Source organism: Leifsonia sp. A12D58, assembly GCF_047530025.1.
Lineage (GTDB): Bacteria > Actinomycetota > Actinomycetes > Actinomycetales > Microbacteriaceae > Cryobacterium.
On record NZ_JBLJAT010000002.1, the window covers coordinates 268012 to 289222 of the forward strand.

Genomic DNA, 21211 nt, shown 5'->3' on the forward strand with positions numbered 1-21211 from the left:
TGACTAGCTGCGGCGAGCGCGGCACTAGTCACGCGCTGAGACGGCGAGGAAACTTGCATCATGGCAGACTCCCCGCAGATGGTGAGCGTCGACGGTCATCGGCTCACCCTCACCCATCTCGACAAGGTGATGTATCCGGAGACCGGCACGACCAAGGGCGACGTGATTTCTTATTACGCCGCGGTTGCCGAGTTTCTCATTCCGCATGCAATGAATAGACCGGCTACTCGCAAGCGCTGGGTACACGGCGTCGGGACCACAGAGGAGCCCGCAATGTCGTTTTTTCAAAAGAATCTGGATGCCAGTGCTCCCACGTGGGTGAAACGGCGCGCCATCTCACACAAGGACCACGTCAACGAGTACCCCGTGGTCAACGACCTGGCGACGCTGACCTGGCTCGCCCAGATGGCAGCCCTGGAGATCCACGTACCGCAGTGGCAGTTCAATCGCGCAGGCGTGCCACGGAACCCCGACCGGCTGGTGCTTGACCTCGATCCTGGTGAGGGCGTGCCTCTGCCCCAGTGCGCTGAGGTCGCACGATTCGCCAGGGCGATCCTGCAGGACATGGGACTGGAGCCGATGCCTGTGACCAGCGGGAGCAAAGGCATCCATCTCTATGCCGCTCTTGACCGGAGCGCGACAAGCGACCAGGTCTCGCAGGTGGCGCACGAGCTGGCCCGTGCGCTGGAGGCCGATCATCCCGACATGGTCGTGAGCGACATGAAGAAAGCGAAGCGACCCGGCAAGGTGTTCGTCGATTGGAGCCAGAACAGTGCATCGAAGACCACCATCACCCCATATTCGTTGCGGGGCCGCAGCCACCCGATGGTCGCAGTCCCCCGCACCTGGCGCGAACTGGCCTCACCCGATCTTGCTCACCTCGACTACGAGCAGGTGATGAAGCGGATGACGCGTCGGAGCGACCCGCTCGCCGCGCTGTTCGATGCGCATCCCGACAGCCTCGACACGGCACCGGACCCTGACGAGGATGCGAGCGAGAGCGGTTCCGAACCAGACAGGCTCACGCTGTACCGCAGCAAACGCGATGCGGCGAAGACGCCAGAACCCATCCCGGCGTCTGTCGCCGTGGATTCAGGGAACTCGTTCGTGATTCAGGAACACCACGCCCGCAACCTGCACTGGGACTTTCGTCTCGAGCATGACGGCGTACTGGCCTCGTGGGCACTGCCCAAGGGCGTGCCGACCGAAAGCACAAAGAACCATCTCGCCGTGCAGGTCGAGGACCATCCGCTGGAGTACGGCAGTTTCGAGGGAGAGATTCCGCGTGGAGAGTATGGCGCAGGCACCGTCTCCATCTGGGACAGCGGCACATACGACCTGGAGAAGTGGCGGGATGACGAGGTGATCGTGACCCTGCATGGACTCGCTGACGGCGGACTCGGCGGGCAACCGCGCCGGTTTGCCCTCATCCGCACGGGCGGAGCCGGCACAGGCAGGGCTCCGAACAATTGGTTGATTCACCAGATGAAGGAGCAGGGAAGCACAAGCACCCACGCGCCGACGCCGGCTCCCATACGCACCTCCACCCCAGCGCCAACACGTGCCCCGGCCCGTGAGCGCTACTCCCCCATGCTCGCCACCGCCGGTTCGGAACCTGACCTCACCGACGCCGGTGAGTGGGCATTCGAAATGAAGTGGGACGGCATCAGGGTTATCGCCTACCTGGACTCCTCAGCTACCCCTCCCGTGCGCCTCGTCAGTCGGAACGGCATCGATGTGACAGCCACCTACCCCGAGATCGTCGAGACCCTTCCCGCCCAGGTGTCTGCGACATCCGCTGTGCTCGACGGGGAGATCATCGCCGCAGACAGTACCGGGCGCCCGAGCTTCGGCGCACTGCAGAACCGGATGAACCGCACGGCTGCGCATGAGGTGGCCACTGCCCGTCGACACACGCCGGTGCAGTACATGCTCTTCGACGTCCTCGAGCGCGGCAGCACGCCCCTGGTCGGAGAGCGCTACGAAGCCAGGCGGGAGGCGCTTCTCGACCTGGTCACTCCCGGGGGGAGCATCCAGGTTCCGCCGGCGTTCGACGGTGACTTCGAGACCGCATTCGAGACAAGCCGTGACCTGAAACTCGAAGGGGTGATGGCGAAGCGCCGTGATTCCACCTACAGCACCGGCATCAGATCGCATTCGTGGATCAAGGTGAAGCACCACCTGACCCAGGAAGTGGTGATCGGCGGTTGGCGCACGGGTAACGGCTATCGGGCAAAGACGATCGGCTCGCTGCTCGTCGGGATCCCTGACGATGGCGGCCTGCGCTACGTCGGTCGGGTCGGCACCGGCTTCACCGATCGCGACCTGGAGCGCATTGCGAAGACTCTCGCTCCGCTGGTGCGCGACTCGTCACCGTTCAGCGATGTGCCACCTCTCGAAGCGCGGGACGCCACCTGGGTGGAGCCGACACTGGTGGGTGAGGTGGAGTTCGCCGAGTGGACAAACAGCGACCGCTTGCGGCATCCGTCGTGGCGGGGCCTGCGGTCAGACAAAACACCGGATGATGTAGCGCGAGAGTCGTGAATCGCCGGCGTCAGCTCGATACATGAGCCGACTGATTGACTGCCTTGGCTGCTTTGGCTGGCTTTGGGAATGCATCGCGCATGTAGTCGCTTGACAGGTAGTCGGCTACCCCGATCATGATGAGGCTGAAGATGATCTGTTCGGTGATCATCCACAACGGGTATAGCCCGGGGATAGCGGCCATCACCAAGGTGACGATGGGGAAGATCTTGCTGAACAGTTTGAGCCGCGAATACGCCCAGTAGAAGCCCTTCTGGGCGCGCCAGGAGAAGTAGAACAGGGTGACGGTCATGCCGAGCACAACGAGGCCGCGCGTCCACACGGCAAGCGGGACAGTCTGCCCATCGAGGAGCAGGATGAACGCGATGACGATGGCCAGCACGCCGAGCACGAACTCCGCGGCAAGCAGCCAGGTGATGACGATAAATGCGCGCCTGATCTTGGGCGACCGCAGTTGCTCGGGTTCAACGGTGTAGTCAACGTTCCGACCACCAGCGATCCGATCGAGCTTCAGGAACAGCGGTTCCAGTTTCATTGATTCCTCCAGTACCAACGCTAGCGCCAGCTGCCTGTCATCCACATCGAACTTTGGTTTGATACGTGCGACCAGATCGATTCTCACCTAGGCTCCACCCATGGAAGCGCTCACCGTGTGCCTGTGGATATTCGCCGCCAGCTGCCTCGTGACCTGGGTACTCTCCCTCATCACGAAGGAGTATTCGTGGGTCGATCGCGTCTGGTCGATCATCCCTGTGGTCTACGTCTGGGTATTCACCTCAGCAGCCGGGTTCGCTGATACCCGCCTCACCGTCATGGCGGTCCTCGTCACCCTCTGGGGTGCACGCTTGACCTTCAATTTCGCCAGGAAGGGCGGATACGCGCCAGGCGGGCAGGACTACCGCTGGGTCATCCTGCGCAGTCGAATGAAGCCATGGCAGTTTGGCCTGTTCAACCTGTTCTTCATCTCGATCTACCAGAACATCCTGTTGCTGCTCATCACGCTGCCTGCGTTCACCGTGCTCGAGCACCCTGACACACAGTTCGGATTTCTCGACGTCCTGGTCGCCGTGCTGTTCCTGGCATTCCTGGTCGGTGAAACGGTTGCCGATCAGCAACAGTGGAACTTCCAGACCCGCAAACGGGTGCTGCAGGCATCCGGTCAGCCCGTGACGCCCCGGTTTCTGCAGGATGGCCTGTTTCGCTACTCACGGCATCCCAACTTCTTCTTCGAGCAGGCGCAGTGGTGGGCGTTCTTCCTGTTCGGCGCTATCGCGGTCGGCTCGCTCTGGCAGTGGAGCGTCATCGGCGCGTTTCTGCTCACCCTGTTGTTCATCGGCTCGACTATCTTCACCGAGCGCATCAGTCTTGAGCGGTATCCGGAGTACGCCGACTACCAGCGGCGCACATCACCCATCGTGCCGTGGCCGCCACGCCCTGCCGTCGGCGCCGAAGCGAGTTGATCGGTCGGCACTCAGCCGAGCTGCGAGCGAAGTTCGTTCCAGCTTGCGGCGAAGCCCGGGTGCAGTGGAAGCGCCGTGACTTCGTCGATTGGAACCCAGCGCAACGCGATGCTCTCCGGGTCGCTGATCACCGGTTCGAAGAATTCGAGAGCGTCGGCGACGACTGTTGCATACGACCAGAACTTCAGGTCGAAGACCGAAGTGAAGCGGATGCGCACGAGCTCCGCCGGCACACCGGCCTCTTCACGCGCCTCACGGAGTGCAGCTTCCTCTGCCGATTCATCGACGTGACGCGCACCGCCCGGCAGCCCCCACGTGTCGCCGAAATGACTCCATACCGCGCGGTGCTGTAACAAGACACCGGCATCCGGGTGATGCACGAGCAAGCCAGCGGCTCCGTAGAGTCCCCAGAATCGGCGTCCGTCAGGGCCGTATACCCACGCGTCGCCACTGCCAGTCATGCCTCCAGCATGCCCTACAACATCCGACGCCATGGCGAAGCGCGCCTTAGAACGACACGATCGTGTGGGTGGGGATGCCCTCGATGCGTGAGCGACCGTCGAGGTCGCTCAGCTCAATGACGACGCCGACACCGGCTACCGAGTAGCCAGCACGGCTGATCAGGCTGGCCGTTGCCGCCACGGTGCCGCCGGTGGCGAGAACATCGTCGAGGATCAGGACGCGAGAGCCCTCGGGAAGCTGGCCGACTTCGAGCTCAAGACGGGCAGTGCCGTATTCGAGAGCGTATTCCTCTGCGAGCACCGTGCCAGGCAGCTTGCCACCCTTGCGCACCGCGAGGACCGGCACGTCGGACGCATAGCCGAGAGCACCGGCGAGCAGGAATCCGCGCGCCTCGATTCCGGCGACAGCGTCGAAGGTGCCGGCGAACTCTGCTGCGAGTGCATCGATGATGGACGTGAACGCGGCAGCATTGGCGAAGACGGGATTCAAATCCCGAAACAGGATTCCCTCGTGCGGAAAATCTGGGTAGGAAGCGAGTAGGGAATGCACATGTTCAGCGGCAGAAGTCACCCGTCAACAGTAGTCGCTTCCACCTGAACGGCTGCCGAATACCGCCATCGGGCTGCGCAGTTGATCGCTAGAGTCGAAGCATGGAACCAGTCGTCAGCGCCCGCGTCGATAGCTGGGTGTGGGCTGTGCGGATGTACAAAACTCGGTCGCAGGCCACAGCAGCCTGTCGGGCCGGCCACGTGCGTGTGAACGGCGATCGTGCCAAGTCAGCCCAGACGATTCGAATCGGCGACGAAGTGCGCGTGCGCTCCGCCGGGTTCGATCGCATCATGGTCGTTGATCGCATCGTCACTAAGCGCGTCGGTGCTGCCATCGCTGCCGAGTGCTACATCGACAAGACTCCACCACCGCCCCCGCGCGAAGAGGTGGCAATGCTTCCGGTGCGGGAGCGCGGCGCAGGCCGACCGACCAAGCGAGAACGACGCGAGCTCGAGCACCTGCGTGGCCGCGATTCGCTGGCCATCGACGACGACGAGGACTAAGACTCAGGCGCGCCGTCGCCGAGTACGGGAGCGCTGGCCGCCCGAACAGCCATGAATGCCACGTCGAGGGTTTTGATGGGCGTTCCTGCCTGACATGATCGTGCGATCGATAGCGGGGCCTCTGCTTGGATGCGCCACCCAGTTCTGGGGCAAGAGGGCGGGGCTCGCCTGCAGCTATGCTGTCGGGGCAGCGCCACGGGGAGGCTCTGCGGCGGTGCACGAGGGGGCGACTTGCGCGATCTGACGTTCGAAGAGTTCTGCGCTGCCTGGTCGACGTACTGGGGCCGTCGCGCGATCGGTGTCGTCGCCAATGACAGCGTGGCGTCGTCCCTCCAGAAGGATCACCGCGTGATGCGGGAGCTGCATACCCAGTGGCGCACAGCGCGTGAGACGTATCCGGCGGATTCTCGGCTTTGGCTGCTTGGCACGCCCGACCTCGCTCCCGACGTGTTCGAGAAACGAGCTGTCGATTCCATCGCGATGCCACCTGCTCCGCGCATGGGACGCTTTGTCGTGCCGAATCCGAGCGTGTCAGGCTTCTCGCCCCTGGCCGGCGACTACGAAGAGAACAGTCCACCGAATGCGCCGGCTACCCGATACGCCAGGCGCCTGCTGCGGGGACCGCCAGGCGCACTCGTCAGCGTTGCATCGCTCCTGGTGGTCTGGCTGCCCGTCATCGCTGTACCTCTTGCACTCCTTGGCCTCGCCTGGACCATCCCGGCGAACCGCATTCTTCACCAGGGGAAGCCTCCCTGGCGGTACCGATGGCCGACACTCGTCGGTCAATCGATTGCGACACTCACCCTTGCGCTGAGCATCGTTCTCGTCGCTATGACCCAGTCGCTGACACCATTTGTTTCCCAGGAGGACACCATCGTGACCCACGCAGCAACGGGCACCCTGAGCGGCGACATCGTCGCTCGAATCTGGTCGCATTGGCCAGAAGCCGAGATCAGCATGACGTTGATCGATGATGATCCCGATCGACCGGAGTACGTGCGCGTGCGGGTCGCCGAACGTGTCTACCTCGATGCGATACCGAACGAATTCGGCTGGGCGGCCAGGCCCATGACAATCCAGGCTGCCGGAATCCGGCCAGCCCCCGGCAACGCCACATACAGCATCGGCGTCACAACTGCCGACGGAGCCGACGCCATCGCAGATCGCTTCTACGAAGAGGTGCGCTACTGGTGGACGATGCTCCACCCGACGACGATTGAGGCCGCGCAGGGCACCTGAGCGCGCAGGGCAGCCGTGGCGTTTAGCCCGCGTCCGGCAGGTGCCGTCGGGAGTTGACGAGGATGAGACCGAGGCAGAGAACGGCAAGCACGGCGCCGGCCGCGAACATCACCGGATAGGTGAACCACGGGGTCAGCAGCGCCAGAATCGCGGGCACGAAGAAGCCCAGGTAGGTGAACGAGTAGTACACCGCGGTGAGCCCGGCCAAGCCGGATGGCCCTGCGATGCGTTGTACCTCCTGCAGCCCGGACACGAGCAACAGTCCATAGCCGGCACCGAGCACCGCGGCAGCAATGAGCGCGACGGTCAGCGAGAGCGTAGCGGATGCCATCACCGCGATAGCCAGGCCGATGATGGTAACGATCATCGCGATGCCAATCGCGCGGGCCGAGCGCAGTGAGTCAAGCCGCTTCGCCAACTGCTGGGACAGAATGCCGAAGCTGAGCGCCACGAAGCAGAGCAGTCCGGAGAAGCCGACCTCCATGCCGGGAACCATGATCGACATGACGCCGGGAAGGATCGCATATGCCGAGGCGGCCGCACCGAACACCCAGGGCGCCATCGGCAGCACGACATAGAGGAATCGTCGGTGAGACAGCGCAGGCACCTTCAAATCGTCGCGCAGTCGGCCAGGCGCTTCAAGCCGGCCCCTGGTCTCGGGGGCACCCCACATGCTGAACCAGAGAACGAGGGTGACAACGATATTCACGAGATACGGCATCACGCTGGGAAGCGGACCGAACTGAGCGAGGATCGACGCGACAACCGCACCCGAGCCGAACCCGGCGGTGAGCGCGAGGGATGCCCTGCGCGCACCGCTGCCGTTATCCGCCGCTACGTCGAACGGTGCCTGCGAGAGTTCTTTCACCCAGCTCGTTCCCACGGCCATCACGAGCCCGAGAGCGAGACCAGAGAACATCCGGCCGATGAAGAGGAACGACGCTGACGACTCCACGCCACCGATGATGAGCAGGCTGCTGCCGACGATTGCCAGAGCGGGGGCAGGGAACATCAAGGGCCGGCGACCGTAGCGGTCAGACAACGGCCCGCCGATGAGCAGGGCCGGCACGATTCCGAGCACGTATGCCCCGAGCAGCACGTTGACCGCCTGATTGGTCAGGCCGTTCTCTTCGCGATACATCACCAGGAGCGGCGTGAACTCATTCCCGCCCCACGCGACGGCGAACAGTGCCCCGCAGGCACGCAGCCACGCCGGGATCGAGGCAAAGTGGCCGCGCCCGACGGTGGGGTGGCGGCGAGAACCGCTCTGCCGGCCTGCCGAAACCCCACTGGGTTTCGGCAATCTGATTGATGCTGTGCCGAGCGTCATTATTCGCTCCTCCTTCTGGATGGGGAAGGCGGCTGCTCTGACGCTGGGTGTACGGGGGTGAAAAGTGTTTAGGCCAGGAGATCCTGGTGAATGTCGCGCATGTGCACATCAAGTTCGTGGGCGAAGCTGCGCAGGTTGTGTCCGGAGATCAACGCAGCAAGTTCTGTGTGCTGGTCGACGATGCGCTGGCGCCGACCGCTCTGCAGCCAGACTGACCTGGTTGCCATGCGGCGCTGGCGATCCTGCAGGGTCTGGTAGACCTCGCTCAGGATGCTGTTGCCGCCGGCTTCAACGACGGCCTGGTGGAACGCTACATCCGCTACAGCGAACGCATCGAGGTCGTCCTGTCGGATCGCCTCTTCCTGCTCAGCGATCAGCGCATCGAGTCGATCTGAGAGTCGCTTGATGGCATCAGCATCGTTTGCAATATTGGCAACCGCGGCCGACTCGATGAGTCGTCTGGCTTCAAGCACCTCGTTGATCTCACGCGGACGCACTTCGCGCACCAGGGCGCCTCGCTTCGGGTAGAGCTTCATCCAGCCCTCGGCCTGCAGTCGCAGAAACGCCTCGCGCACCGGAGTACGACTGACGCCGAGTTCAAGAGCAATTTCGCCCTCGCTGAGGAGAGTTCCACCCTCAATTGTGCGGTCGAGGATACGACCCTTCACCTCGGCATAAGCCCGCTCTGCAGCTGACTCGACAGCGACAGGACCCGTCACTCAAACTCCCTTGATATGCATCATAGATACAAGAAGTATTCTACACGCTCTCGTGACTGGTGGACGCCACCGCAGGGCTGTCAGCCCGCAGCAACGGGTGACCAGGGGTGCACGATGCAGTACGTGCGACGTGAAGTCGAGTGAATCGAAGGGGCGGCCTGCTGGTTACGCTTCAGGATGGGTGGTCGCCGACGGAGCCACGCCGAGACCCAGGCTTGCCTTGATGGCTGCCTCTGCGTCTACATCGGCCGACGACGCCGTCGCCGCACGATTGGCTTCACTCACCGCACGCAGCACCTCATCGCGCTGAATCTTCAGTCCACGGGGTGCATCAATACCGATACGGATGCTGTCGCCGCGTGAATCGAGCACGGTGATGACGATGTCGTCACCGAGGAGAATCTTCTCTCCGGGCTTTCGCGTAAGAACCAGCATCTGATCAGCTTACCGGGAGCGACGCGTGAGTCGCGGGGCCGTCGTCGACCCAGCCGACGGGGACCCCCAGCAATCTGATCGTCTCAGGCGATTGGGTCGCCGTGACGCCGACGGCGGCAAGAGCATCAAGGCGAACAGCTGCGGCCAGCGCGGCAACCCAGACCGCGGTATCCGCCGGCTTCCTGCCTGCGTCGACGGCGACCCAGGCCTGATCGGCTCCGAGGTCGCCTGCGGCCAGTGCGAACCCGTCGCGACCGCTTCCGATAGGCAGTGCAGGCAGCCCCCAGGCAACGAATACTGCAGCATCGTTTTCGACCCCGGCGGCACGCGCTGCAAGCGCGCCACGCCGGTCAGACAGTGATACTCCTGAACCGACCGAGTCGGTGCCGAGCACGCCTGCGCGCTTGACCAGGCCGTTGCAGGTTGCCGCCATCGCGGTGGCAACACTGAGCGCGTCATCGTTCATGCCGGCAATGAGGATCAGGTCGCCCGCCCCGGTGAGGATGAGGGGCGCATGGCCACCAGAGAGCTGCTGCACGGGTGCGGGTACGGGTGTCTGCGAGCGGAACGCTGCGTCGACATCCAACTCGACGCCAAGACCCGTCGCTGTCGTCAGATTGTCCATGATGGCGGCGAAGTCAGCAGACGACGTGGAGAGCCGGGAGTCCGGCATACCCTGCGCACTCGGAATCTCCTGAATCAAAGCCTCAGCATCGTCGGCGTCATCAAGCAGCGCCGCGATTCCGAGCCGCCTGGTGAGGTCGGTGTCACCGATCCCGTGCGCGCCACCCGGCGCGTCTGTTGGCGCGGATTCCTCCACGGTCACCTCATAGTGCTGCTTGGAGAAGAACCCCTTCACTCCCCCGACGGTGACCCGTTCGGCCGACACGATGCGGGCATCGGGACCGTAAAGGGTACGCACCCGGTCTGCGATCTCACTGAGCGACTGCCCCTCAAGCTGAAATTGCTTCGGTTCCACGAACCACTCCTACTGTTTCGATTCCGACATTGGCCGCGGTGACTTCCTGGTACGACAGCACGGGCAGGCCACCGGTCTGCGTCGATACCAGCCGGCGGATGGCGGGGCGCAGCGCCGGAGCACACACGAGCACCGCTGAATATCCGCTCAGCTCTACCGTCTGCACCGCGTCCTTCAGGGAGGCGAGCACTGCTTCGGTCTTGGCAGGGTCGAGCAGGATCTGGCTGCCGCCGTCGCCATGACGCATGCCTTCCATCATCGACTGTTCAAGCATCGGGTCGATCATAATGACCCGCAGGGTTGAACCGTCGAGGTACTGCATGGCCAGTGCAGGGCCGAGTGCCTGCCTGGCTGCTTCGATGAGCCCTTCGGGTTCTGCCGAGGTCTTGGCCTTGAGCGAAAGCGCCTCGTAGATTCGAGGCAGGTCGTTGATCGGGATCTGCTCGGCGAGCAGGCCCTGCAGCACGCGCTGGACCTCAGCGAGTGACAGCAGGCCGGGCACGAGCTCTTCGACGGCAGAGGGATTGACCGCCTTGACGCCATCGGTCAGCACACGCACGTCTTCGCGAGACAACAGTCGAGCGGCGTTCTGCGTGATGATCGACGAGAGGTGCGTCACCAACACCGAAACACGGTCGATGACGGTGGCACCTGTCATCTCTGCGCTGTGGCGCATCTCGCTCGGTACCCATTTGCCGGCCAATCCGAAGACCGGCTCGATTGTCGTCATGCCTGGCAGCGAATCAAGCTGGTCACCGAGGGCGAGCACCTTGCCTGCCGGGGCCAGCCCCCTGCCGGCTTCAACGCCGGCGATCCGGATGACGTAGGTCGACGGCGGAAGCTCGACGCTATCCCTGGTGCGAACCGGCGGCACCACGATGCCGAGGTCGAGGGCAATCTTGCGTCGGAGAGCGCGCACTCTGGCCAGCAGGTCATCCGATGCACCAGAGACGATATCGACGAGGTCAGGCGACAGCTGGATCTCCAGGGCGTGCACGCGCATCTGCTCGATGAGGTCTTCCGGCCTATCCGACTGGGTGGTGCGCTCACCCTCCGCCGTGGCGTCTACTGACGCCTGGTCTGAATCCTTCCTGGCCTTGATTCGCTGGGCGATGATCAACAGCCCCACGCCGACGGAAATGAACGGAATGATCGGCATCCCGGGAATCAGGGCCATCAGGATGGCGGCGACTCCCGCGATCATCAAGGCGTTGCGTGACTGGGTCAGCTGGGCGGATGCCGTCGACCCCATGTCGGACTCGGCGTTTGATCGAGTGACGATCATGCCGGTGGAGACGGCCATCAGCAGAGCAGGGATCTGGGTGACGAGGCCGTCACCGATGGTCAGCAGGGCGTAGGTGTCGAGCGCCTCGCCGATCTCCATGCCGCGCTGGATCATGCCGATGCCGATGCCACCGATGATGTTGATGATAATGATGATGATTCCGGCGATCGCGTCACCCTTGACGAACTTGGATGCACCGTCCATCGCGCCGTAGAAGTCAGCTTCGGCCGATACTTCTGCTCGACGCTCACGCGCCTGCACATCGGTGATCAGTCCGGCGTTCAGGTCGGCATCGATAGCCATCTGCTTACCCGGCATTGCGTCAAGCGTGAATCGGGCGCCTACTTCGGCAACACGCTCTGCACCCTTGGTCACCACGACGAACTGGATGACGACGAGGATCAGGAAGATGACAGCACCGATGATCATCGAGCCGCCGACGGCGACGTGTCCGAAAGCTTCGATCACCTGGCCGGCGTATCCGTCGCCGAGAACCAGGCGGGTAGATGCCACGTTGAGGCCGAGCCTGAACAGTGTGGCAACAAGCAGCAGGGAGGGGAAGACCGAGAAGTCGAGCGGCTTCTGCACGAACATCGTCGTCAACAGGATCACCAGCGCGAGCAGGATGTTGAGGATGATGAGCACGTCGAGAAGCACTGCAGGCACCGGCACCACAAGCAAGAGAACGATGCCGACGACCCCGACGGGGACAGCGAGCATTCCTAGGTTTCGTTTCATGTCAACGGCTTCCTGATTGTGTTGCGAGTTCAGACATGGTGTGTACGCCGAGCGCGGCTCCCCTGGCACGGAGCGACATCACGAAGGCGAGCACGCGAGCGACGGCGTTGTACAGCTCGACAGGGATTTCTTGCCCGATCTCGCAGGCTGAGTGCAGGGCGCGGGCGAGCGGGATGTCACGGACCATGGGCACGCTGTCGGCCTCTGCCTTTTCACGAATGCGTTGGGCGATGATTCCAGCACCCTTGGCCACGACGCGCGGCGCCGACTTACCTGCCTCGTATTTCAACGCGACAGCAAAGTGGGTGGGGTTCACCAGCACGACGTCGGCGGTGGCGACGGCAGCCATCATCCGGTTGCGGCTCATTGCAAGCTGTCGTGACCGACGCTGAGACTTGATGAGCGGATCACCGTCTGAGCTCTTGTTCTCATCGCGGACTTCCTTTTTGGTCATCCTGGTCTTCTTGCGGTTGCGCTTCATGACGACGAAGAGGTCGGCGGCGGCCAGGATCAAGCCTGCTGCGACAGCGGTCTGGATCAGCCCGGCAACACCGCCGCCGGCGGCATCGAGCAGTACGTTGACCGGCAGCCCGCCCGCGGTCATCAGCACCGGGATGAGACTCTGGATCACGATTGCCAGCGCCAGACCGACGACGACTGTCTTGACGAGCGCCTTGGCACCCTGCCAGAGCGCCTGGGTACCGAAGGTCCGATTCAGTCCGCTGACCGGGTTGAACTGCTCGTACTTGCCCTTCATTTTCTTGAAGTGGATGCCGCCCTGGGCGACGGCTCCGACCAGCACGGCTACCAGCACGACGACGAGAAGTGGCGTGATGGTTGCGGCGATGGAGCCAAGTCCGTCAGCGAGTGCCTGCACGGCGAGCTCCGGCTCTGGCTGGCTGGCCAGATGGCTCACGGTAAACATCTGGTCGATGCCGGCTTCGGACCCGGCCTGAATGGTGAACGGCATCATTGCTGCCGCAGCGCCGATGCCGACCCAGGCCGTCACATCCTGGGACTTGGAGAGCTGGCCCTTTGAGTGGACCTCCTTCATCCGCTTTTGGGTCGCTTGTTCGGTACGTTCGCCGGAATCAGCCATTACTTCACCCCGATCAGCTGGGTCACTGCCTGGCCGGTGAGGGCGGAAACGACTCGGGGCAACGCGATGAACGCGATTGAACCGAGGGTGAGCGTCAGGAAAATCTTGAGCGGGAAGCCGAGGGCGAAAGCGTTGAGCGCTGGGGCCACTCTGGTGAGTAGGCCGAGTCCCGCGTCGGCGAGGAACAGGACGACGATCAGCGGACCGGCGATCTGCACAGCGGCCAACAACGTCTGCCCGATTCCGTTGGTAATCGCGTCAGCACTCCATGCGAGGTCAAGACCTGCACCGAGTGGGATGGCGTCGAACGTGCGGAAGAGGCCACCGAACAACAGCTGGTAACCGCCCGAAGCGAACAAAAGCGCCAATGCGGTCATGTGATAGAGCCGGGTGAACTGGGCACCGTTCAACATCGCCTGGGGGTCGAAGGCCTGTGCCATCTGAAATCCGCCGAACATGTCGATCAGGTTGCCAGCTGACTGCACTGCCGCGAAAACCAGCATCACCAGAAAGCCGAGCACGCCGCCGACGACGATTTCCAGAAGAAGAGCGCCGATGTATTCAGCTGTGCCGCTCGCCACGTAGTCGGGGGTGACGCGTGGTGAGACAGCGAGAGCAAGGCCGATAGCCAGCATCCCTTTAATACGGAGCGGGAATCCGTTGTAGGAAAACGGCGGTGCAACGGCAACGAACGCCACAATGCGCACGCTTGCAAGCATCACGGCTTCGATCCACTCGAAGTTCAGGGTGATGTTCACGCTCAGCCTCCCCCGATGAGTCCGGGGATCTTGTCGAACATGGCATTGGTGAACGAGACGAGTTCCGAGATCATCCAGTGCCCACAAACAATCAGGGCGACGCACACGGCGATGGCCTTGGGTACGAACGACAGCGTGACTTCCTGAATCTGCGTGATCGACTGGAACAACGAAATGGTGAAGCCGACGACCAAGGCGGTGATCAGGATGGGGGCGGCGAGCTTGGCCGAAATGATGATCGCCTGCAGGCCGATATCGAGTACTGCGTTGCCATCCATCAGCCACCTCGATAGCTGGAGATCAGGGAGGTGACAATGAGTCCCCATCCGTCAACAAGGATGAATAGCAGGATCTTGAACGGAAGCGAGATCATAACCGGCGGAAGCATCATCATGCCCATCGACATCAGCGCGGCAGACACGACGAGGTCGATCACGAGGAAGGGGATGAAGATGACGAAGCCGATGATGAACGCGGCCCGCAACTCGGAAATCATGAATGCCGGAATCAGCGTGAGCATCGGCACGACGTCCGCCGACTCGGGATTCGGGGCATCGGCCGCCCTGGTCATCAACGCGAGGTCTTCCTCACGGGTGTGGGCAAGCATGAACTGGCGAAGTGGCTCAGAACCGAGGTCCACCGCAGCCGTGAAGTCGATCTGACCGTTCAGATACGGCTGCACTGCCGAATCGTTGATGTCGATCAAGATCGGCGACATGATGAACAACGACAGGAACAGCGCGAGGCCGGCCAGTACCTGGTTCGGCGGAATCGACGGCAGCGCGAGGGCGTTGCGAGTCATGGCCAACACGACGAAGATCTTGGTGAACGAGGTCATCATCAAGAGCAGCGCGGGTGCGACCGAGAGCAGCGTGATGCCGATCAGGGTGACGACGGCCGATGATGGCGTACCGTTCGGACCGTTGATGTCAATGGTGAGGCCGCTACCTGGAGCAGTGGGGTCGGTCGGCGCCGTGGGATCGAGGGGTTCGCCTGGGTCGCCTGGTGCCGCGAAGCCGGCCGACGCAGACAGCATGACGAGGGCGATGACAATCATCAGGCCGAGTGCGATGAGCACGGCCATGCGGATGCGCCTGGTGCGGTTGACCGCGTGAACGCTGACTACGTTCACTGGTGTTGCCGCAGGGCGGCAGCTGTCTGTTTCCAGGTGGACGGCGACAGAATCGAACCGCCCAGCGCGCGGGGTGCTGCAGCGAACGCCGCCTGGTCCGCAGGAGCATCGACCGGTGCGTCGAGTTCATCGGTCGCAGAATCGAGGGAGCGGGCGAAGAGGTCAGCGGATGCGCTCATCTCGTTAGCCACGTCGACCGGTGCCTCCGCCGACTGCAACACGTTCACGTTCTGCTCAGTCACACCGAGCACGAAACGCCGGCCATCGATGTCGACAACAACGACAGACGCCTTCTGACCGACGCCCTGCCTGCCGACAACCTGGATGAGCTGTGCATTCTTACTCACCCGTTTACTGCGCGTGACCCTGCGCTGCATGAACCACAGCAACCCGACAACGACTGCCAGGGAGAGGGCTACGCGAAGCGCGATGACAAGGGTGTCCACTTACGAGAGGCCCTCAGCAACATCGAGGATGCGGGTGATGCGCACTGCGTAGTCCTGGTCTACGACGACGATCTCGCCGTGCGCGATCAGTCGACCATTCAGCAGCACGTCGGCCGGTGCACCGGCTGAGCGGTCGAGTTCGATGACGGCGCCTGGCTCCAGGGCAAGAACGTCGCGCACTGACATCCGGGTGCGACCGATCTCGACGGTGAGCGCCATCTCAACACTGTTGATACGACCAAGCTTGCCGACGACCGACTCGTTGCCTGCGCGGTTGTCGAAGGTGCCGACAGTACCGTTTTCCCTGATTCGCATCAGGAACCAGCCGGCGTTCTCGCCACCATCGGTGAGTTCGAACACGACGGTGTCTGCATCACTGAACAGCGCAGTGGCATCCTGTGTGTTCGTCGATCCGAGCACGCCGGTGCCGAGGGTCTCAGCCGCTGCCTCAAGCGAGGGTCGCAATACGTCTTCGACAGAGATCAGCGCGGGCTCGACGGCAGCGGCCGCAGTGACGGTCTTTGAATCACGCACGACGACAGCGATGTCAGCCGAGACGGCACCGACGAACGATGCTCCGACTGCGGCATCAAGCTGACCGGCGGGGATGGCTCCCGAATACACTGTCGCAACGAGAGGACTCATCGTCGGAAGTACCCGTACGAGCGCCGCTACGGCGTCGGTGTGGCGGGAACCGAGAGTGGCGGTGGTCTTCTTGGTCATGCTGTTTTCTCCTCAATTGTTGCGGCGGGGCCGTTGACGACCACACAAGCCAAACGGGAACCATTGGCTCCGACTGCGGCACGTGCGAGTGGATGCCCGTCGACTGCCACGTCAAGCGGCCGATGCTGGGGATGCGGGATCGGCAGCACATCGCCGACCTTCAGGCCGAGGATCATGCTCGGGACGACCCGAGCCGACGCCAGCTGCACCGACACGTCAACGGGCACCCATGCCATCTGATCGTGGATGAGCTGCTTCGCGTTCGCCGTCGTGCTTGTCGGGTTCGCCTCCCCCAGCTGTGGCAGCAATGCCTCAGCAGGCACAGCGACAGTGGCCTTAGCAGTGTGTTCGCCGACCCGAATAGAGAAGATCGAGACGATCATCAGATCCTGCGTTGCAGCGGCCTGGGCGAACTGCGAGTTGTACTGGATTCCGTCGACGCTCATGGGGGCGCCCAGCAGAGAACCGAGAGAGTAGTGCAGGTCTTCGAGCGCGTCTTCCATGAGACGGCGTACTAATGCGTGCTCAATCTGAGTGAATTTTCGTTCGGCGACACCGCCACCGCCCGTGCCTCCCAGCATGTTGACGACCCAGGACAGCGCAGCGGATGTCGGAAACTGGATGACTGCTTTGGGCGCGAGTCCCTCGATGCTGCAGAGCACCATCGCCGTGGTCGCGGGAAGTGAGGCAGCGTATTCGTCGTAGTTGTGCATCGAGACCAGCTCGCAGGTGACCTGCGACATAACCCTGACTTTCGCCGTCAGCTGGGTACCCCACTGGCGAGCGAATGTCTCGAAGGCGAGCTCAAGCACCCTGGTGTGCTCGCGCGCCAGAGTCGTCGGCCGCCGAAAGTCGTAAAGCTCGACCGGGCTGACACCTCGAGTGGGCGCGCTGATGCTGAGTTGTTCCTGGACCGTCACGTAGAACACAATCGGCCGGTTCTACCGGCCGGTAAGCAATCTCTGGCGGGAATATGCCTAGCGGGCAGCGCTGGCCGAAGCTGTCGAGTCAGACACGATGCCAGGGATCAGCGCCCTGACCGATTCGGGCAGCTCAGACAGCACGACGAGATCGACTCGACGGTTCATCGCCATGTCTTCCAGGCCGTCGCCCGTTGCTGTCGGTCTGGCCGAACCGTAACCGACAGCGGCGACGCGCTCAGGACCGACTCCCCCGGACTCGACCAAGCGCCGAAGCACCTGGGTCGCCCGACCTGATGACAGTTCCCAGTCAGTAGGAAAGTTGACTGTCCGCCCGTGGCGGTCCGCGTGTCCCTCGATCGAGACTTCCCGGGTGTCAGGCGCGATGACGGGCGCAACGGAATCGAGCACGACGAGAGCCGACGAGCTCAGGTCGGCGAGGTCAGGCTGGAAGAAGGTCTCTGATCCGACCAGACCGATGGTCAGGCCGCGGTCGTCGATCTTGAACCTCACGAGGTCCTCGACGCCGTTCGCCTCCAGGTTCGCTGTGATTCTGGCCTGGATCTCCCGCAGCTCATCGACTTCTTGCTGAGCGACGGTGATGTCGGTGAATCCCTCGGCATCTTCCTCTTTCGAGATGAGCTCCGGAGGGACGACCACGCCGTTCGTGGTGTCGATAGACTCCGACGCTTCAGTGCCGAACCCAGTTGCCAACGAGTTCTTCAGTGCTTCGAACTTCTCCTGGTCGACTGTTGACATGGCGAACAGCACGATGAACATGCACATCAGCACGGTGACCATGTCCATGTAGGAGGCCATCCACCGCTCATCCGGATGTTCGTCAGGGGTCTCTACAGCCTTCCGGCTGCGTGGCCGGGCGCTCATGCTGCTTCAGACAGCGCCTCGGCGGGCACCATCGCACGCAGTCGTTCTCCGAGCACTCGCGGCTGGCTTCCGGATTGGAGGGCAAGGGCGCCTTCCATGAGAAGCGTCATCCGCTCGACCTCGAGGTCGGCGAGTCGCTTCAGCCTGGTGCCGATGGGCAGCCACAAGAAGTTGGCGGACAGCAGGCCCCAGAGGGTCGCAACGAATGCCGCGGCGATCATCGGACCGAGCGTGTCAGGTGATTCAAGATTCTCAAGCACGTGGGTAAGCGACACGACAGTGCCGACGATGCCCACTGTCGGTGCATAACCGCCCAGGCTCATGAAGAAGCGGGCAGCGATCCTGTCGGACTTTGACTTGGTCGCGATCTCGTCTTCAAGCAGCATGCGCAGCTCGTCACCATCGGTTCCGTCGGCGATGTTCTGCAGCGCGCCCTTCAAGAAGGGGTCCTCAACGTTGTTCGCTTCCTCTTCCAGGGCGAGCAGGCCCTTGCTCCTGGCGGTCTCTGCGAGTCCGACAACCTGGTCGATCACCAGCTGGGGCGGGGTTGTCTTTCCGCGGAATGCGCGCGGAAGCGCCTTGACGGAGATGAAGAAGTCCTTCATTGTGCCACCGGCGATACCGACGGCGATCGTCGCGAAGAAGACAAGCACCATCGGTGCGGGCAGCAGGATCGACGAGAGGTGCGAGCCTTCGAGGGTGAGCATCGCAAAGAGCGCACCGAAGGCGACAACGATGCCAATTATGGTAGCCGGATCCATTACTTCCTCCAGGGACGAAGCTGAACAGTGTTGTCGGCCTCAAGACTGTCGTTAACACGCACAAGCTCAATGTCAGTGCTATCAGCAGACGACACGAGCCCGAGCGGCCTCATTTTTGGCGGCGACGCAGGCGGCGGCTCATACGCCAACGCGATGATGCGCGCGCGGTAACACGCGATCTTCTCGATGACGTCGTCCATCGACTCTGTGACGATGAACTTCGCACCGTCCACCATAATGAGCGTGGTGTCCGGGGTGACATGAATGCGTTCTATGAGATCAGGGTTGATCGCGAATTGGCTGTCGTTCAGCCGTGTGACAACGATCATGTGTACTTCCCTGGTCTCGGCCGGGTCGGCCGTCACTACCACTGTCGGCAACAGTGTCCCCAGCGTTAGGTGGAGCCGCTCGCTGATGATGTATGAGGCTTCTGCCTGCCAGGGGTGCGCGGTTAGTATCCCGAATGGGAATGCCGGTTCTCACCCGATCACACTGACCAGAGAGATCCAGACCGACAAAAAATGGTGTGGCCCCGCCGACGACGCGGGGCCACACCTATTCATTCATTCCGACTGCTAGCGCTTCAGGTTGGTGAGCTCTTCCAGAACAGAGTCAGAGGTCGTGATGATGCGGGCGTTGGCCTGGAAGCCTCGCTGCGCAACGATCAGGTTGGTGAACTCCTGCGAGAGGTCGACGTTCGACATTTCGAGCGAGCCCGAGATGAGCTTGCCGAGACCGGCAGAGCCTGGAACGCTGATCGTTGCTGCGCCGGAGTTGAAGGTGGCGCTGTACGACGATGAACCGTTCTTCTCCAGCCCGCCAGGGTTGGTGAATGTGGCCAGCGCGATGCGTCCGACGGCCTGCTTCTGGCCGTTGCTGAAGATACCGACGAGCGTGCCGTCCTGCGAGAGTGCGTACGAGGTCAGGGTGCCGGCGTCGCTACCGTCCTGGCCGGTGACCGACACCGTGGTCAGGGCGGCGAAGCCCGTCGTCGTGCTGAGGTCGATGGCGATGCCGCCGACGTTCAACGCGCCACCGGTGGTGAGAACTCCGTTGGTGTATGCGAGAGCCGTCGTAGCCGTTCCACCCAGACCGTCGTCCCCTGAGACATCCCAGCCTGCAGCCGTGCGCGTAAACGTCAGGGACAGCGTGCGCGATGCGCCGGATGCGTCGTAGATCGGAATGTCTCTGACCAGCTCGGTTCCAGCAACTGCATCAGACGGCAGGTTGCCGCCGACGCTCGCGCTGGTGGTGACCTTGGCCGGAACGATTGCCTGCAGCGGGAGCTGGATGTTGCCGATCGCACCGCCGTCAGCGACGACACCGTTTACTGCGTTGTAGCCCTGTACGAACGAGCCGTCTGGCGACACCAGTCGGCCGAGCGCGTCGAAATCAAATGCTCCGGAGCGGGTGTACTGGTTCGCTCCGTTTGTGCCTGCCCTGGTGATGAAGAAACCATCGCCCGAGATCATCATGTCTGACGACTTTCCGGTGGACTGGGCTGAGCCCTGTGCGAAGTTCGTCGAGATGCCGGCGACCAACACACCGAGGCCTACCTGGGCCGGGTTGGTGCCCGCGTTGTTCGCGTCGGCACCGCCTGCACCCTTGACGAGCTGAGACAGCGTGTCCTGGAACTGCACAGCGCCGGCCTTGAATCCCGTCGTGTTGACGTTGGCGATGTTGTTGCCCGTCACGTCGAGCATTGTCTGGTGTGAACGAAGGCCTGAGATACCGGAGTAGAGCGAGCGAAGCATGGGTTACGCCTTTCAGTTAAAGGGGAAGAAGAAGTTAGGAGGCCAGGGTGGCAGCTGGGGCAGCCGGGGCGGCTTTGATACCGGAGATCACGTCGAGGGCAATATCGACGCCGCCAACTGACACTGTCGGCACGGCGCCCTTGTATGAAACCGAAGTTGCAGTTCCCGTGACGACTGTTCCGTCTGCCTTGGCATAGCTGACCTCCTGGCCGACCAGGCCTGCCGCGGCAATACGCATCTGCAGCGAGAAGTTCTCGGTTGCCGTCGATTCGATGGCGGTGAGCTTTTCCATCATCGCGAGCTGGGTGGTCTGCTGGATCATGGCAGTGGTATCCATGGGCGAGCTCGGGTCCTGATTCTGCAGCTGGGTGATCAGCAGCGTCATGAACGCGTCAGAGTCGAGCGACTGCTTAGGGGTACGCGTTGACGTCGATGTCGTGTACATCCCCGCTGTTGCTGTGGCGGCCGCAACTGTGTCAATAGTCATGAG

Annotated in this window: 24 protein-coding genes; 4 read left to right on the forward strand and 20 right to left on the reverse strand. The window is 62.6% G+C overall.

Translation table 11 applies throughout. The annotated features are described in order from the left end of the window. Positions 1 to 60 precede the first annotated feature (60 nt). Entirely contained in the window at positions 61 to 2544 is a 2484-nt protein-coding gene (locus ACMT3I_RS07090) for an ATP-dependent DNA ligase (protein WP_414803764.1), read from the forward strand. Positions 2545 to 2554: 10 nt separating this feature from the next. On the opposite strand, the gene ACMT3I_RS07095 is transcribed toward ACMT3I_RS07090, so the two are convergent. Beyond that, positions 2555 to 3079: a hypothetical protein gene (locus ACMT3I_RS07095; RefSeq protein ID WP_414803765.1), complete on the reverse strand. Its 525-nt coding sequence runs from the start codon at positions 3077 to 3079 to the stop codon at positions 2555 to 2557. Positions 3080 to 3179: 100 nt separating this feature from the next. Here ACMT3I_RS07095 and ACMT3I_RS07100 point away from each other — a divergent pair, with 100 nt between their 5' ends. Beyond that, entirely contained in the window at positions 3180 to 4004 is an 825-nt protein-coding gene (locus tag ACMT3I_RS07100; RefSeq protein WP_414803766.1) for a DUF1295 domain-containing protein, read from the forward strand. A gap of 11 nt (positions 4005 to 4015) precedes the next feature. Here the strand turns inward: ACMT3I_RS07100 and ACMT3I_RS07105 are convergent, their stop codons facing one another. Both ACMT3I_RS07105 and ACMT3I_RS07110 read right to left on the reverse strand, forming a co-directional pair. Beyond that, complete coding sequence (locus tag ACMT3I_RS07105; protein WP_414803767.1) at positions 4016 to 4465, reverse strand: NUDIX domain-containing protein; 450 nt, start codon at positions 4463 to 4465, stop codon at positions 4016 to 4018. A gap of 46 nt (positions 4466 to 4511) precedes the next feature. Continuing rightward, positions 4512 to 5036: an adenine phosphoribosyltransferase gene (locus ACMT3I_RS07110; protein ID WP_414803768.1), complete on the reverse strand. Its 525-nt coding sequence runs from the start codon at positions 5034 to 5036 to the stop codon at positions 4512 to 4514. An 80-nt stretch (positions 5037 to 5116) separates the two neighbouring features. Here ACMT3I_RS07110 and ACMT3I_RS07115 point away from each other — a divergent pair, with 80 nt between their 5' ends. Further along, the gene (locus ACMT3I_RS07115) at positions 5117 to 5518 is read left to right on the forward strand and encodes an RNA-binding S4 domain-containing protein (RefSeq protein ID WP_414803769.1); all 402 of its coding nucleotides are present in this window, start codon (positions 5117 to 5119) and stop codon (positions 5516 to 5518) included. Positions 5519 to 5749: 231 nt separating this feature from the next. Next, the gene (locus ACMT3I_RS07120; protein ID WP_414803770.1) at positions 5750 to 6757 is read left to right on the forward strand and encodes a hypothetical protein; all 1008 of its coding nucleotides are present in this window, start codon (positions 5750 to 5752) and stop codon (positions 6755 to 6757) included. 22 nt (positions 6758 to 6779) lie between these two features. On the opposite strand, the gene ACMT3I_RS07125 is transcribed toward ACMT3I_RS07120, so the two are convergent. The 17 genes from ACMT3I_RS07125 to ACMT3I_RS07205 form a co-directional block, all read right to left on the reverse strand. Beyond that, complete coding sequence (locus ACMT3I_RS07125; protein WP_414803771.1) at positions 6780 to 8087, reverse strand: MFS transporter; 1308 nt, start codon at positions 8085 to 8087, stop codon at positions 6780 to 6782. A 68-nt stretch (positions 8088 to 8155) separates the two neighbouring features. Beyond that, entirely contained in the window at positions 8156 to 8806 is a 651-nt protein-coding gene (locus ACMT3I_RS07130) for a GntR family transcriptional regulator (protein ID WP_414803772.1), read from the reverse strand. Between the two features lie 165 nt (positions 8807 to 8971). Further along, a complete protein-coding gene (locus tag ACMT3I_RS07135; protein ID WP_414803773.1) occupies positions 8972 to 9241 on the reverse strand; it encodes a carbon storage regulator in 270 nt (89 codons plus the stop codon). Positions 9242 to 9245: 4 nt separating this feature from the next. Beyond that, entirely contained in the window at positions 9246 to 10220 is a 975-nt protein-coding gene (locus ACMT3I_RS07140; RefSeq protein ID WP_414803774.1) for a hypothetical protein, read from the reverse strand. Beyond that, complete coding sequence (locus ACMT3I_RS07145; RefSeq protein WP_414803775.1) at positions 10195 to 12243, reverse strand: flagellar biosynthesis protein FlhA; 2049 nt, start codon at positions 12241 to 12243, stop codon at positions 10195 to 10197. Before ACMT3I_RS07145 ends, ACMT3I_RS07140 begins: the two co-directional genes overlap by 26 nt. Before the next feature lies 1 nt (position 12244). After that, entirely contained in the window at positions 12245 to 13342 is a 1098-nt protein-coding gene (locus ACMT3I_RS07150) for a flagellar biosynthesis protein FlhB (RefSeq protein ID WP_414803776.1), read from the reverse strand. After that, on the reverse strand, positions 13342 to 14100 hold the full coding sequence (locus ACMT3I_RS07155) for a flagellar biosynthetic protein FliR (RefSeq protein ID WP_414803777.1): 759 nt from the start codon (positions 14098 to 14100) through the stop codon (positions 13342 to 13344). Before ACMT3I_RS07155 ends, ACMT3I_RS07150 begins: the two co-directional genes overlap by 1 nt. Before the next feature lie 2 nt (positions 14101 to 14102). Next, positions 14103 to 14378: a flagellar biosynthesis protein FliQ gene (fliQ, locus tag ACMT3I_RS07160; protein WP_414803778.1), complete on the reverse strand. Its 276-nt coding sequence runs from the start codon at positions 14376 to 14378 to the stop codon at positions 14103 to 14105. Next, positions 14378 to 15184, reverse strand: a complete 807-nt coding sequence (gene fliP / locus ACMT3I_RS07165; RefSeq protein ID WP_414804032.1) for a flagellar type III secretion system pore protein FliP — start codon at positions 15182 to 15184, stop codon at positions 14378 to 14380. Before fliP ends, fliQ begins: the two co-directional genes overlap by 1 nt. A 44-nt stretch (positions 15185 to 15228) precedes the next feature. Next, a complete protein-coding gene (gene fliO, locus ACMT3I_RS07170) occupies positions 15229 to 15678 on the reverse strand; it encodes a flagellar biosynthetic protein FliO (RefSeq protein ID WP_414803779.1) in 450 nt (149 codons plus the stop codon). Then, a complete protein-coding gene (fliN, locus tag ACMT3I_RS07175) occupies positions 15679 to 16401 on the reverse strand; it encodes a flagellar motor switch protein FliN (RefSeq protein ID WP_414803780.1) in 723 nt (240 codons plus the stop codon). Then, complete coding sequence (locus tag ACMT3I_RS07180; protein ID WP_414803781.1) at positions 16398 to 17321, reverse strand: flagellar motor switch protein FliM; 924 nt, start codon at positions 17319 to 17321, stop codon at positions 16398 to 16400. Before ACMT3I_RS07180 ends, fliN begins: the two co-directional genes overlap by 4 nt. A gap of 57 nt (positions 17322 to 17378) precedes the next feature. Further along, complete coding sequence (locus ACMT3I_RS07185) at positions 17379 to 18206, reverse strand: flagellar motor protein MotB (RefSeq protein ID WP_414803782.1); 828 nt, start codon at positions 18204 to 18206, stop codon at positions 17379 to 17381. Then, a complete protein-coding gene (locus ACMT3I_RS07190) occupies positions 18203 to 18967 on the reverse strand; it encodes a motility protein A (protein ID WP_414803783.1) in 765 nt (254 codons plus the stop codon). Before ACMT3I_RS07190 ends, ACMT3I_RS07185 begins: the two co-directional genes overlap by 4 nt. Further along, positions 18967 to 19296: a flagellar FlbD family protein gene (locus tag ACMT3I_RS07195; RefSeq protein ID WP_414803784.1), complete on the reverse strand. Its 330-nt coding sequence runs from the start codon at positions 19294 to 19296 to the stop codon at positions 18967 to 18969. Before ACMT3I_RS07195 ends, ACMT3I_RS07190 begins: the two co-directional genes overlap by 1 nt. Positions 19297 to 19542: 246 nt before the next feature. Beyond that, positions 19543 to 20721, reverse strand: a complete 1179-nt coding sequence (locus ACMT3I_RS07200) for a flagellar hook protein FlgE (RefSeq protein ID WP_414803785.1) — start codon at positions 20719 to 20721, stop codon at positions 19543 to 19545. A 34-nt stretch (positions 20722 to 20755) separates the two neighbouring features. Continuing rightward, positions 20756 to 21208, reverse strand: coding sequence for a flagellar hook capping FlgD N-terminal domain-containing protein (locus ACMT3I_RS07205; protein WP_414803786.1), 453 nt, complete (start codon positions 21206 to 21208; stop codon positions 20756 to 20758). Between the last annotated feature and the right edge of the window lie 3 nt (positions 21209 to 21211).

Excerpts from the sequence above, each read along its gene's own strand:
- ACMT3I_RS07090 (WP_414803764.1), top strand. The coding sequence starts at position 61 with ATGGCAGACTCCCCGCAGATGGTGAGCGTCGACGGTCATCGGCTCACC.
- ACMT3I_RS07095 (WP_414803765.1), bottom strand. The coding sequence starts at position 3,079 with ATGAAACTGGAACCGCTGTTCCTGAAGCTCGATCGGATCGCTGGTGGT.
- ACMT3I_RS07100 (WP_414803766.1), top strand. The coding sequence starts at position 3,180 with ATGGAAGCGCTCACCGTGTGCCTGTGGATATTCGCCGCCAGCTGCCTC.
- ACMT3I_RS07105 (WP_414803767.1), bottom strand. The coding sequence starts at position 4,465 with ATGACTGGCAGTGGCGACGCGTGGGTATACGGCCCTGACGGACGCCGA.
- ACMT3I_RS07115 (WP_414803769.1), top strand. The coding sequence starts at position 5,117 with ATGGAACCAGTCGTCAGCGCCCGCGTCGATAGCTGGGTGTGGGCTGTG.
- ACMT3I_RS07125 (WP_414803771.1), bottom strand. The coding sequence starts at position 8,087 with ATGACGCTCGGCACAGCATCAATCAGATTGCCGAAACCCAGTGGGGTT.
- ACMT3I_RS07135 (WP_414803773.1), bottom strand. The coding sequence starts at position 9,241 with ATGCTGGTTCTTACGCGAAAGCCCGGAGAGAAGATTCTCCTCGGTGAC.
- ACMT3I_RS07145 (WP_414803775.1), bottom strand. The coding sequence starts at position 12,243 with ATGAAACGAAACCTAGGAATGCTCGCTGTCCCCGTCGGGGTCGTCGGC.
- ACMT3I_RS07150 (WP_414803776.1), bottom strand. The coding sequence starts at position 13,342 with ATGGCTGATTCCGGCGAACGTACCGAACAAGCGACCCAAAAGCGGATG.
- fliQ (WP_414803778.1), bottom strand. The coding sequence starts at position 14,378 with ATGGATGGCAACGCAGTACTCGATATCGGCCTGCAGGCGATCATCATT.
- fliP (WP_414804032.1), bottom strand. The coding sequence starts at position 15,184 with ATGGCCGTGCTCATCGCACTCGGCCTGATGATTGTCATCGCCCTCGTC.
- fliN (WP_414803780.1), bottom strand. The coding sequence starts at position 16,401 with ATGACCAAGAAGACCACCGCCACTCTCGGTTCCCGCCACACCGACGCC.
- ACMT3I_RS07185 (WP_414803782.1), bottom strand. The coding sequence starts at position 18,206 with ATGAGCGCCCGGCCACGCAGCCGGAAGGCTGTAGAGACCCCTGACGAA.
- ACMT3I_RS07190 (WP_414803783.1), bottom strand. The coding sequence starts at position 18,967 with ATGGATCCGGCTACCATAATTGGCATCGTTGTCGCCTTCGGTGCGCTC.
- ACMT3I_RS07195 (WP_414803784.1), bottom strand. The coding sequence starts at position 19,296 with ATGATCGTTGTCACACGGCTGAACGACAGCCAATTCGCGATCAACCCT.
- ACMT3I_RS07200 (WP_414803785.1), bottom strand. The coding sequence starts at position 20,721 with ATGCTTCGCTCGCTCTACTCCGGTATCTCAGGCCTTCGTTCACACCAG.
- ACMT3I_RS07205 (WP_414803786.1), bottom strand. The coding sequence starts at position 21,208 with ATGACTATTGACACAGTTGCGGCCGCCACAGCAACAGCGGGGATGTAC.